Raw genomic sequence first — 12,114 nt, 5'->3', positions numbered from 1 at the left:
ACACCCCTGACAACCCCCGCCCTTTTTAATCGCCGCTGCATTCGCAGACTGGTTCTGCGTTTGTACATTAGTCACTGCCTGTATGGGCATGCGTGATTCGAGGTTGCGACTTGTGCTTTGGTTTGTTTTTCTGAGATGGATTTATTTTTAGTTCTGTGTACATTTCGCCGCCTCAAATGCTGAGCCCAACTCTGCCCCGCTGCACGCGTCGAGTCAGGGGTGTTGAGGGGCGAACACCCCTGACAACCCCCGCCCTTTTTAATCGCCGCTGCATTCGCAGACTGGTTCTGCGTTTGTACATTAGTCACTGCCTGTATGGGCATGCGTGATTCGAGGTTGCGACTTGTGCTTTGGTTTACTTTTCTGAGAAGTATTGGGTAAGACCCTTCTGATCTTTGCCCTTTGCCCTTTGCCCTTTGCCCTTTGCCCTTTGCCCTTTGCCCTTTGCCCTTCAGGTTAAAGCATCCGAATGTTGCCGAAGGAAGGCCAGAGGCAGCACGAGCCGCATGGATGCGGCGAGAGGCATAGCGACGCCGGGAGCGGCTCTATGCCGGTGCGTTAAGCCTCTGGACTGACTGAGGTTGCCGTCGCGAAGCGGCGGTCAACAGTCGGCTGCGCAGGCGCGGGGAGTGCAGAGGGGCGTTCGCCTCAACGCCCCTTTGCTCGACGCAGGCACCACTGTCGAGATAAACACAATACTTAAAGCGGCGAAACTTACACCTGACCAAACATTCAAACAGCAAAACTGCACAGTCACGAGGAGTGCAGAGGGGCGCTCGCCCCAACGCCCCTTTGCTCGATGCAGGCACCACTGCCGAGATAAACACAACACTTCAAGCGGCGAAACTTACACCAAACAAAACCAGACCAGACCAACCCCACCTCAATATTTAATCCTGAACCCCTCAATATCCTTCACCGCCCTCGGCTCCACCAACACGCTTTCCACCCTTGCCGACTTCGGCCCTATCTTAAGCCATGCCAGTAACGTCTCCACCGGTTGCTGCTCGCCGCAGGCGCACACCTCAACCCGACCATCATCCATATTACAGACATAGCCCGTTACCCCCAGAGCCATTGCCTGTTGCTGAGTGTAATAACGAAATCCAACCCCTTGCACAATCCCTGAAACATAGGCCATATAACAGACTTTCATCCCGCCTCCTTTACTTACTGAAAGCAAACCACTTTCTATAAATCATTAGCAAAATAAGAAATCGATTACATCATTTACCGGATATATTCATTATCATATACCCGCGCTCAATTAACCATTTGTCGCGATAACAGGACAAAAATAACAACGTTCAGAAGGAACCTGACATGTTTAAAAATCTCTTCGGCAAGAAAACACCCCAAAAAGAATTCATTACCATCACACTTAATGCCAAATTGCAGCCAATGCACCGTGCCGATCTGGAAGATGCTTTAAGCATCGTACTCGAAAAACAACATATCGGTGAAATTTGCGGTGGAGGTTCACTATTAGAGAATAATGGTGAAATCCGGGAGTGCGACATTGAAATCGAAGCAATCGATAGCAGCGAACAGGCTATCCAGCATATCTTGCGTTTTTTGAAAAATACCCTCTCACCAAAAGGTTCCAGACTACGCATCGGCGATCAGGTTATCCCTTTTGGCGAACATGAAGGACTAGGCCTCTATCTTAACGGCACCGACCTGCCGGATGAGGTCTACCAAAATTGTGATATCAACGAGGCCTGGGCAGAAATTGAAAAACTGCTGGGAGATGAAGGCAGCATACACAGCTACTATCAGGGCAATACTGAAACCGCGCTCTACATCTATGGCAACCAGTTTGACGTTATGCATCAGTTAATTAAGCCATATCTCGACAGCTATCCATTGTGCCAACAGTGCCGTGTTGTAAAAATAGCCGGATAGCTTTTATTTAGTGATAATGCCTCTATAGTTAATAGGGATATGATCACCATAATCAGACACAGAGGAACAACCAGGTATGAAGACAAACGTTCGCCGGATTCTGCTTGCTCTGACGATAGCGGGAAGCGGCCTGATTGCAGCGGTTCAACCCGCTGTGGCCAATATATCAACGCCGGCTCAACAAAAAGTACAGGTTCCCGGCTATTACCGAATGCAATTAGGCGATTTTGAAATTACTGCTTTGTATGACGGTTATGTCAAAATCGATAATAAACTTCTCAAAGGGATAAGTGCTAAAGACGCCAAAACCCTGATGGACAAAATGTTTATCGACAGCAACAACGGTGTACAAACCGCCGTTAATGCTTATCTTATTAATACCGGAAAAAATCTGGTGTTAGTGGATTCAGGTACCGCTAAATGTTTTGGCCCAACGCTGGGAGCGATTAACAGTAATATTAAAGCTGCGGGTTACTCACCCGAGCAAATTGACACCATACTGTTAACTCACCTGCATGCTGATCATACTTGTGGTATCGCCGATGACGGTAAGATGGCTTTTCCTAACGCCACTGTTTATGCCTCTAAAGGTGATGCTGATTACTGGTTAAGCCCGGCGGTTATGGCTAAAGCACCGGATGAAGCAAAACCTTTATTCAAAATGGCTCAGGATGCTGTTGCACCGTATCAAACGGCGGATAAGTTTAAAGTCTATAACCCTGGAGATACGTTAATTCCTGGGGTAGAAGTGGTTGCAACTCCGGGCCATACGCCGGGTCACTCTTCTTATCTGTTCAGCTCAAAGGATCAGAATCTGTTGGTATGGGGTGATATTGTTCACAGCCACTCTATTCAGTTTGCTCATCCTGAAGTGGCGCTTGAATTTGACGTTAACAGTAAACAAGCCATAGAAACCCGTAAAAAAATGTTTGCTAACATCGCTAAAAGCGACCTGTGGATTGCAGGAGCACACCTGCCGTTCCCTGGACTTGGACATGTTGGCGTTGAAGGTAAAGGTTATAAATGGGTACCGATTGAGTACAGCCCGATTATTGTAACGTCGGAAAAATAATTTTACCGATGTCAACAAGGCCGCATGGACGGCCTTGTTGATAATTAATTAACTTCACAGGTTATTCAAACGCCTTCTGGCGTCATCCATTCCCCTCATCACCATCTCTTCTGCACGATGAAATAAGCCACGATCTCCCTGAACCAGAACCGCTAACTGACTGCGTTTCTCCCCCAGATAGTCCACAGCAAACTCCGGATCAAACAGTGCAATATTACGACTGTTATCAATAATATCTGCCAGTTTAATGGTTTTTGCTTCCGGGCAGGCTCTGGCAGTATGCAGCAGGTCAAGATGAAATCTGGCTTTACGATCGCCATCAATGCTTCGGCTAACTTTGGTCAGCATCCCGACATAATTCGCCACCGTATGGCCAAAATATCGCTCAATATCAATCAGGTTTACTCCGGTATCTTCCACCGTATCATGCAACCAGGCTGCTGCAATCATCTCCTGAGTATGGGGAACAGAACGAACCAGCTCAACAACTGCCGCCGGATGGACAATATAAGGTGCATTAGTATATTTACGTCGTTGGTTAACATCGGTATGTGCCTGTGTGGCGAATACCCTCGCTCTTAGCTCCAGATCGCTCATCTATTTGCTCCATAAATGATTTGGTTCCTGATATTAACTTTATGACATTGATAACAAGGTGTCAGATAAATCAGCCATTGTATTTACTCAGCCACAAATATCCGTTGTGAACTCACCAACAGGAAGCCAGTAATACAGCGACATCAATCCTGCAATTTGAGAGAGGAAATAGAGCACCCCACCTAATACTATCGCGCCAACCAACCAGCAGAGGATTCTAAATATTCGAGGTTGCCGTAACAGACCGGAACATTTATACAACAGAAAGAAATAGAACAGGCTAATCAGTAAACCAATCAATATCGCCGGCACTAACAGTTGGTCATTAAACTGTTTTAACTGCAGCCGTAGTGCTTCGGAGCATCCCAATGATGAGATTCCATAAGTCGAGGTCGCCCAGCTCTCCAGAATCAGCGTTAAAGAATGACAAAGCAGTAACCATAAGCTGGAAGAGAGCACCAGCGGAAATATTATGCGTAAATGATTCATTAATTATGCGGTTCCTTCGCGTCGCACGATGTTAACAGAATCGGCGATCAGCCAATCAGGCTAAATCATATTGTTTAATTTTACGATACAAAGTGGCGATTCCTACCCCTAATACTGCCGCGGCCTGCTTTTTACCTTCTACGCTGGCACCATATTGTCGTAAAGCATTTTCTATCACTTCACGCTCAACCTGTTTGCCCTGCTTATCCAATCGCTGAATCCCTTTCATGCTGCTCTTTTCTTCTTTCATGACATTTAGCAAATGAGGAGGTAAGTGACTGGCATTAATCCCTGTCGCATCCCCCTGCATCACATAGATATACTCAATAACATTACGCAGTTCACGGATATTGCCTGGCCAACGATAGGAGTAGAGCAGATTAATAATGTCAGCCGGAATCTTCTGGCGCTGGCGGGCATAATTTTCTGAGAATTCATCAGCAAAGTATTGAGCCAGCTCAGCAATATCTTCTCTGCGTTCCCGTAATGAAGGCAGCACCAGCGGCACAACATTCAGACGATAAAACAGATCTTCACGAAACTGCCCGTTTTCTACCATGTCATAAATATTTTTATTAGTAGCGGCAATAATCCGTACGTCAATATTGATAACATTATTAGAACCTACGCGAGTAATCGCCTTCTCCTGCAACACCCTCAACAACTTGGCCTGTAAATGCAGTGGCATATCGCCAATCTCATCCAAAAACAGGCTGCCGCCATTAGCCAGCTCAAACTTGCCAACCCGTCCTTTTGGATCCGCGCCGCTAAAGGCGCCACGAACGTAACCAAACAGCTCACTTTCCAATAATTGTTCAGGTATTGCCGCGCAGTTAATCGTGACAAAAGGGGCGGTTTTGCGTGGGCTATTTTGATGAATAGAAAACGCCACCACCTCTTTACCAGAACCACTTTCACCAGTAATCAACACGCTGGCATAACTGTTAGCAATTTTTCCGATAGTATTTCTTAAGTGCTCCATTGGCTGAGAATGACCAATTAACCGGGTCCGACTATCTGATTCATAAGTTGAACTGGTGATTTTACTCATATAGTCCCGGGCATCGTGAAATATCACCATCGTCAGGCTATCGTTTTCCAGTGAGGAGAGAGAAATCTGCTTACAGAGTACGTGGCGTTTCTGATCCTCCAGCGTTAACCATGCCTCTTCGTCACCATAGATAATATCGCCGGTGGTTTCGATAGTCAGCGACAGGCCAATGACTTCCCGGTTAAACAGTCGGGCGGCGGAAAGGTTAGCGTGCCAGATGCGATTTTTACCATCAATAGCGACCACCCCACGGTCCATCGCGTCGATCAGACTGCGGAATGCTCCCAGTGTTTCCTGTGCTCGCAAACGCTCCAGACATTCAAAAACCTTACTGGAGATCATTACCGCAACCTGTTCGATAAAAGTAATAAACTTATCGATCTGATTCAGTAACGTCTGGCGCTGTTCCTGAGTTGAACAAATGATACCAATCACACCAATCACTTTATCGTTAAGAAAAATCGGCGCATTCAGATCCAGCATTTCCGAGCAGTAAAGATGTTTCTCACAGTGTTGACACAGGGCGTTTTCACCAGGATTTTTGATCAGTACGGTTTCCTGTACCTGCAAAACATGACGATAGATATAGCCATTTTTCGCGACGTTCTGATTGAGCATATGCCGATATTTCCCTGTACCGGCAATACGCACTAAAGAGTCATCAATAATTTCAACGTCCGTTCCGGTAATACCGGAAATAGCGTCAGCATAACTACAAATATCATCCTGAATATTACTCAACACAGAGATCATTGGCAGATATCCTTATAGAAACATCAATTTATCAAAATTTGATAAATTTTTCGTACCCAATCAAAAAACAGAAAACCATTTAAATTATCTTATTGTATTTAAATAAAAATAATTATTTATCCATACAGATCACACAATTTATCATAATCGATAAATTATCATCTTAATGATAAGCCACTATTTCCCAACCCCATATTTAGCCATAAATTTAATTGCTATTAATTCATTAAGAATCAAAGACAAATAGCCGTTTCTTATTGTGTATCTTCAACAAAAAATCAATTTGGCACGCCTCTTGCTCTTACCTATTCATCGATAACACTATTTCTGCAATCAATGCGTTGTAGAAAATTAAAAACAGACCATGAGGTTTTTCCATGCAGGATAAATTACAGTTTTTTATAAACCATACGGAATTCACAGAACGACCGACAGCGCCTCTGAAACCGTTTAGCTATGAAGAGCTGATAAAGGCACTGAACTTTCATCGTTCTATCCCCGGATACGCCCCAACCCCCCTATACAACTTACCCGCCTTGTCGGAAAAATTAGGGGTGAAAAGCATCTGTCTTAAAGATGAATCACAACGCTTTGGGTTAAAAGCATTTAAAGTACTGGGTGGCGCTTATGCCATGGCTCGCCATATTGCAGAAAAACTGAATAAAGATATCAGCGAACTGCCTTTTGATGTCATGACCAGTGATGAAGTGAGAAAAATACTGAAAGAGGTAACCTTCGCTACCACTACCGATGGAAACCATGGTCGAGGCGTCGCCTGGATGGCCCGTCAGTTAAAACAGAAATCCGTGGTGTATATGCCAAAAGGCTCTTCACCAGAGCGTCTGGCTGCAATTCGCAATGAAGGCGCTACCGCAGAAATCGTCGATATGAACTATGACGATGCGGTACGCATGACGGCAGAACAGGCGGAAAAACACGGCTGGATCGTCGTTCAGGATACTGCCTGGGAAGGCTATGAAAAAATTCCTCTGTGGATTATGCAGGGTTACGGCTCATTGATGCTGGAATCCCTCGATCAATTACATCAGGTTCCCCCTACTCACGTTTTCGTACAGGCAGGCGTTGGCTCTTTTGCCGGTATGGCACAAGGCATGTTAACCGCCGCTTACGGTGAAAATCGACCAAAAGTAATTGTGGCTGAAGCTCTCATCGCTGACTGCCTGTATCGCTCAGCCCTGTCCAAAAAAGGCGATGCTATCGCTGTTGGTGGTGACCTGCAAACCGTGATGGCCGGACTGGCCTGTGGTGAGGCCAATAGCATTGGTTGGGATCTGCTACGGGATTACGCCAATGGTTTTGCCTCTTGCCCTGATTTTGTTGCCACTCACGGAATGCGCATTTTAGGTAACCCATTGGCAGGCGATCCGCGCATTGTTTCCGGTGAATCCGGCGCGGTTACCACCGGCTTGCTATCTATTTTGATGCAGTCTCCGGCCATGGCGGAAATTCGTCAGCAACTGGGACTAAATCAGGACTCCCGAATTTTAGTTATCAGCACTGAGGGCGACACTGACCCGCAGCGCTACCTCGACATCGTCTGGGACGGAGAAATTCCCAGCTTTAAAAAATATTAATCCCCCATTTTCAGAGTAATAACGGAGAAAAAACAATGTTATCAGCGAGTCGTTTTGATGAAGTGGTGAAAAACTGTCAGACCCTTATTCATGAAAAAAGCTATTCAGGTCAGGAAGGGAATGTCGTTAAAGCTATCGAAAAAATAATGAAGAGCTACCAGTTTGACGATATTCATGTGGATAAATACGGCAACATTATTGGCGGAATCATCGGTAATAAACCGGGCAAAACATTAGTTCTGGATGGTCATATTGATACCGTTCCGGTTGATGAAGAAAAATGGAGCCGTGACCCATATGGCGGCGAAATTGAAGATGGCAAAATTTATGGCCGTGGCACTACCGATATGAAAGGTGCGGTTGCCGCCATGATCTCTGCCGTTGGCTTCTACGGTCAGGATCATCAGCGTGATTTTGCGGGTCGAATCTATGTTGCCTGTATCGTGCACGAAGAGTGCTTTGAAGGTGTGGCCGCTCGCTTGGTTACTGAACGTTATAAGCCAGACTACGTGATCATTGGCGAAGCATCTGAACTGAACCTGAAAATTGGTCAACGCGGCCGGGCTGAAATCGTAGTAGAAACCTTTGGTAAACCAGCACACTCCGCTAACCCACAGGCAGGTATTAACGCCGTATATAAAATGTCTCAGCTGATTGACAAAATCCGCACCGTAACACCACCAACCCATCCGGTGTTAGGACTGGGGATTCTGGAGTTAACCGACATTAAATCCTCACCTTACCCGGGTGCATCTGTGGTTCCTGATTACTGTCGTGCCACCTATGACCGCCGTTTACTGGTGGGTGAAACGAAAGAGAGCGTAATTGCCCCACTGGAATCTGCACTGCAAGAGCTGCAGGCCAGCGATCCTCAGTTCAAAGGCAAAGTCTCTTATGCCTTTGGTAAAGAGTCTTGCTACACCGGTTCTACCATCGAAGGTGAGCGCTTCTTCCCTGGCTGGGTATTTGAAGAATCCGATCCTTTTGTTCAGTCAGTTCTGTCCGGCGTGCGTTCAATGGGTATCGAACCTTCTATCACTCAGTATTCATTCTGCACCAACGGCAGCCACTACGCCGGTGAAGCAGGTATCCGTACCGTTGGTTTTGGTCCATCTCGTGAAAATCTGGCTCACACCATTGATGAGTTTATTGAAATCAGCCAGTTAACCGGCTCGGCATCAGGCTATTACGGCATTATCCAAAGCCTGTATGGCAAGTAATAACGGCTGATAACCCTATAACAACGAAAAATAGAACATCAAAAACAAAAAATAAGAATGATGCCTCTCCCTACAACACATCATTCCGGAGAATTGAGATGAAAACCATATTCAAGAACGGAAAAGTGATAGACGGTACCGGTAATGACGGATTCATTGCCGATGTAGTGGTAAACGAAGGACGAATTGTGTCAATCGGTAAGGCGAATATCGGCATCAACGATCAGGTGATTGATGCCACCGGAAAAATCGTCTGTCCGGGATTTATTGATACCCACACTCACTCTGACCTGTCCGCCATTATTAATCCGGCTCTGTCAGCCAAGATTCGTCAGGGGATCACCACTGAGTTATTGGGTCAGGATGGCGTGGCATTAGCACCGCTGCCTGAGCAATATATCGCCGCCTGGAGAAAAAATATCGCCGGACTGGATGGTGATACCGACAAGATCGACTGGAAATATAAAGATACCGAAGGCTATCTGAACCTGCTGGAAGCTCATCAACCCGCCACAAACCTGGCCTATCTGGTTCCTCACGGCAATATCCGTATGGAAGCCATGGGGCTGGATGGTAAACCGTCCACCCGTGAAGATGTAGCAAAGATGTGCGAAGTTCTGGAGCGCGAACTAAAAGCAGGTGCTTTTGGTCTATCTACCGGATTGATCTATATGCCTTGCGCCTTTGGTGATACCGCCGAAATGATTGAGCTGTGTAAAGTGACAGCAAAATATGATGGTATCTTCGTAGTCCACCAGCGTAGTGAAGCCGATGACGTCATCACTTCCACTCAGGAACTGATTGATATCGCCAAGGCATCTGGGGTCTGGCTGCACATTTCCCATATGAAGGTATGCGGCAAGAAGAACTGGGATCTGATCGATGAAATGCTGGGTATGCTGGAACAGGCTCAGGCCGAAGGTATTCGTATTTCATTCGACCAATATCCTTATGTAGCAGGCAGCACCATGCTTGGCGTTATTCTGCCACCATGGGTTCATTCTGGCGGAACCGATAAACTGCTGGAGCGTCTGGAATCACCTGAACTGCGTGAAAAAATGATCGCTGATATCAAACAGGGAATTCCGGGCTGGGATAACTTTATCGACTTCGCCGGTCTGGACCAGATTTTCGTCACCAGCGCTAAAACCGCCAAAAATCAGGACGCGGTAGGCCTCAACCTGATCCAACTGGGTGAATTACGCGGTAAAGATCCATACAACGCCACCTTCGATCTGTTGTATGAAGAAGAGAATGCCGTAGGCATGGTCGACTTCTATGGTACCGAAGAACACGTCATTAAATTCCTCTGCCGACCAGAACAAAACGTCTGTACCGATGGCCTGATGGGTGCCGGTAAACCACACCCTCGCGTGTTCGGTGCTTTCCCTCGCGTTCTGGGTAAATACGTACGTGAAGAGAAGTGCCTTAGCTGGGAAGCGGCTATTCGCAAGATGACCGGTAAACCGGCGGAAGTTATGGGCCTGAAAGATCGTGGTCTGCTTAAGGAGGGCTATGCCGCAGATATTGTGATGCTTAATCCAGAAACAGTCATCGATAAAGGTACTTTTATCGAACCAAACCAGTACCCGGAAGGCATTGATGTAGTGATGGTTAACGGACGACTGGCCTTAATTAACGGCATAGAAAGTTATGCCTGTAGCGGTAGTGTCATCAGAAAAAAATATTAATAAAACAATGATCAGATGCCTGTCCATCGTGCAGATATACCTGCGGCGATGGGCAGCTCTACCCAAAGGATATCACTATGAGTTTACAATCTACTTTACCGACGGGTAAGCCTAAAACCTGGAAAGCGCGATATACCATACTTTCGTTAATTTGGCTGGCCTGGCTGCTCTCTTTCCTTGACCGGATGGTGATGAGTGTTTCCCTACCCTTTATTGGTCGTGACTTGGGTCTGGATACTACACAACAAGGTCTGATTATCAGTGCATTCTTTATTGGCTACGCTTCTTTCCAAATCCCTGGCGGTTTTCTGGCAGATAAGTTTGGTGCCAGAAAAATCATGGCTATTGGTATTGCCTGGTGGTCAGTCTTCACCAGTATTACCGGAATGGTCTTCACCCTGCCGCTGATGTTAGCAGTACGCTTTCTGTTCGGGATTGGTGAAGGTTGCTTCCCGGCTGCATCATGGAAAATGATCTCAACTTATTTCCCATCAAAAGAGCGTGGACGTGCAACGGCAATTCAGTCAACGGTTAATACCTTAGGGCCAGCTTTGGCGGTCGTCGTCGCTGCCAGTATTATTGGGGCGTTTGGCTGGCATATGGTGTTTATTGTACTGGGTATTCCCGGTCTGTTTATTGCTGCCGGTATCTACTTCTTTACCCGTGATAATCCAAAGGATCACCCAAATATCACTAAAGACGATCTGGCTGAGCTGGAGGCTGACGGTACCGCGGCTGACATTACCAGTGCTCCGGTTCCGTTTAAAGAAGTGTTAAAGATGCCGGTATTGTGGCAAATGGCTGCGATCTGGTTCCTGTTTGATATTACCTTCTGGGGCTTCTCTACCTGGTTACCCAGCTATCTGATCACCGTACGTGAATTCTCTCTGGCTAAAACCGGGGTGATGGCAGCCATTCCATTCCTGTTCGGTGCAGGTGGTACTCTGCTGGGCGGTTACTTCTCTGATAAATTTAAACCTCAGCGTAAAATGTTATATGTGCTGACAGCCATTATTGCTGCCGGCTTCCTGTATATGACATTTACCGTTGCCAGTGCTGATATGGCGGTGGTTTATCAGTGTATCTCCGCACTATTTATGTTCTTCGCCATGGCAATGTTTTGGGGCATCCTGATGGATACTATCCCGAACAAAATCATGGGGCGGGCTTCAGGTATTGTTAACTTCGGCGGTCAGATGGCCGGTGTCGTTTCTGCCCCTATCATGGGATGGCTGATCCACACCAGCGGCGGTAGCTATAACAGTGCCTTCATCTTTATGATTATTGCGTTGATTGCCTCAGCATTAGTAACCTTAACCGTTAATAACGCTCACTCTAACAAGACAGTAGAAAATCAGGCTTAATCATACAGCCCAAAATAGAAGCGGTTTTAGCCGGGGGCTAAAACCGCTTTATCATTAATGAATTGATCTTAATAATTATTTAAATAATGACATTCGTATTTATAGGAATAAGCTGTTGATAATGAGCGGCTACTTAAACCCAGAGATAAAGAACCATATTATTCGTATATAAAATGAACAACTAAACAGTCGTAATCCTCGATCGGTTTTCGATTCTCCATTCTTTTATCCTTCATCAACATTTCAGTACTAAATTTGATTGTTTTAACGCGATGAATGGCAACCTCCGATATTTATCCCCTCTCTTATACATTCACTATAAGAAACAGATAATGTATCGACGATACCCATGACATTAATAGGGTTATTATCAATAA

At 46.0% G+C, this 12,114-nt stretch carries 10 protein-coding genes; 6 read left to right on the top strand and 4 right to left on the bottom strand.

Features of this window, described 5'->3' with window-relative positions; translation table 11 throughout:
- Positions 1–883: 883 nt before the first annotated feature.
- Complete coding sequence (gene yccX / locus I2494_RS19380; protein WP_218468670.1) at positions 884–1,156, bottom strand: acylphosphatase; 273 nt, start codon at positions 1,154–1,156, stop codon at positions 884–886.
- A gap of 167 nt (positions 1,157–1,323) precedes the next feature.
- Between yccX and I2494_RS19375 the strand changes: the two genes are divergently transcribed.
- Together I2494_RS19375 and I2494_RS19370 are read left to right on the top strand one after the other, a co-directional pair.
- Entirely contained in the window at positions 1,324–1,905 is a 582-nt protein-coding gene (locus tag I2494_RS19375; RefSeq protein WP_218468669.1) for a hypothetical protein, read from the top strand.
- A 76-nt stretch (positions 1,906–1,981) separates the two neighbouring features.
- The gene (locus tag I2494_RS19370; protein ID WP_218468668.1) at positions 1,982–2,977 is read left to right on the top strand and encodes an MBL fold metallo-hydrolase; all 996 of its coding nucleotides are present in this window, start codon (positions 1,982–1,984) and stop codon (positions 2,975–2,977) included.
- A 54-nt stretch (positions 2,978–3,031) separates the two neighbouring features.
- Here I2494_RS19370 and I2494_RS19365 read toward each other — a convergent pair whose 3' ends face one another.
- From I2494_RS19365 to I2494_RS19355, 3 genes are all read right to left on the bottom strand, one after another.
- Complete coding sequence (locus I2494_RS19365; RefSeq protein WP_218468667.1) at positions 3,032–3,574, bottom strand: HD domain-containing protein; 543 nt, start codon at positions 3,572–3,574, stop codon at positions 3,032–3,034.
- Between the two features lie 87 nt (positions 3,575–3,661).
- A complete protein-coding gene (locus I2494_RS19360; RefSeq protein WP_218468666.1) occupies positions 3,662–4,063 on the bottom strand; it encodes a hypothetical protein in 402 nt (133 codons plus the stop codon).
- 55 nt (positions 4,064–4,118) lie between these two features.
- Positions 4,119–5,867, bottom strand: coding sequence for a sigma-54 interaction domain-containing protein (locus tag I2494_RS19355; protein ID WP_218468665.1), 1,749 nt, complete (start codon positions 5,865–5,867; stop codon positions 4,119–4,121).
- A 377-nt stretch (positions 5,868–6,244) separates the two neighbouring features.
- On the opposite strand from I2494_RS19355, the gene dpaL reads away from it, so the two are divergent.
- The 4 genes from dpaL to I2494_RS19335 all read left to right on the top strand — a co-directional run bounded on the left by dpaL (position 6,245) and on the right by I2494_RS19335 (position 11,737).
- Entirely contained in the window at positions 6,245–7,462 is a 1,218-nt protein-coding gene (gene dpaL / locus I2494_RS19350; RefSeq protein ID WP_218468664.1) for a diaminopropionate ammonia-lyase, read from the top strand.
- Positions 7,463–7,497: 35 nt separating this feature from the next.
- Positions 7,498–8,682, top strand: coding sequence for a YgeY family selenium metabolism-linked hydrolase (locus I2494_RS19345; RefSeq protein ID WP_218468663.1), 1,185 nt, complete (start codon positions 7,498–7,500; stop codon positions 8,680–8,682).
- Positions 8,683–8,780: 98 nt separating this feature from the next.
- Positions 8,781–10,373: an N-acyl-D-amino-acid deacylase family protein gene (locus I2494_RS19340; RefSeq protein ID WP_228351028.1), complete on the top strand. Its 1,593-nt coding sequence runs from the start codon at positions 8,781–8,783 to the stop codon at positions 10,371–10,373.
- A 77-nt stretch (positions 10,374–10,450) separates the two neighbouring features.
- Positions 10,451–11,737 (top strand): MFS transporter, encoded by a 1,287-nt coding sequence (locus I2494_RS19335; RefSeq protein ID WP_218468661.1) that lies wholly within the window; start codon positions 10,451–10,453, stop codon positions 11,735–11,737.
- Positions 11,738–12,114 lie beyond the last annotated feature (377 nt).

Source organism: Limnobaculum allomyrinae (genome assembly GCF_016649425.1).
Taxonomy (GTDB): Bacteria; Pseudomonadota; Gammaproteobacteria; order Enterobacterales; family Enterobacteriaceae; genus Limnobaculum; species Limnobaculum allomyrinae.
Note: the sequence above shows the minus strand (reverse complement) of the source record. Positions and strands in the feature narration are given on the sequence as shown.

Excerpts from the sequence above, each read along its gene's own strand:
- I2494_RS19355 (WP_218468665.1), bottom strand. The coding sequence starts at position 5,867 with ATGATCTCTGTGTTGAGTAATATTCAGGATGATATTTGTAGTTATGCT.
- I2494_RS19360 (WP_218468666.1), bottom strand. The coding sequence starts at position 4,063 with ATGAATCATTTACGCATAATATTTCCGCTGGTGCTCTCTTCCAGCTTA.
- I2494_RS19375 (WP_218468669.1), top strand. The coding sequence starts at position 1,324 with ATGTTTAAAAATCTCTTCGGCAAGAAAACACCCCAAAAAGAATTCATT.
- I2494_RS19365 (WP_218468667.1), bottom strand. The coding sequence starts at position 3,574 with ATGAGCGATCTGGAGCTAAGAGCGAGGGTATTCGCCACACAGGCACAT.
- I2494_RS19335 (WP_218468661.1), top strand. The coding sequence starts at position 10,451 with ATGAGTTTACAATCTACTTTACCGACGGGTAAGCCTAAAACCTGGAAA.
- yccX (WP_218468670.1), bottom strand. The coding sequence starts at position 1,156 with ATGAAAGTCTGTTATATGGCCTATGTTTCAGGGATTGTGCAAGGGGTT.
- I2494_RS19340 (WP_228351028.1), top strand. The coding sequence starts at position 8,781 with ATGAAAACCATATTCAAGAACGGAAAAGTGATAGACGGTACCGGTAAT.
- dpaL (WP_218468664.1), top strand. The coding sequence starts at position 6,245 with ATGCAGGATAAATTACAGTTTTTTATAAACCATACGGAATTCACAGAA.
- I2494_RS19370 (WP_218468668.1), top strand. The coding sequence starts at position 1,982 with ATGAAGACAAACGTTCGCCGGATTCTGCTTGCTCTGACGATAGCGGGA.
- I2494_RS19345 (WP_218468663.1), top strand. The coding sequence starts at position 7,498 with ATGTTATCAGCGAGTCGTTTTGATGAAGTGGTGAAAAACTGTCAGACC.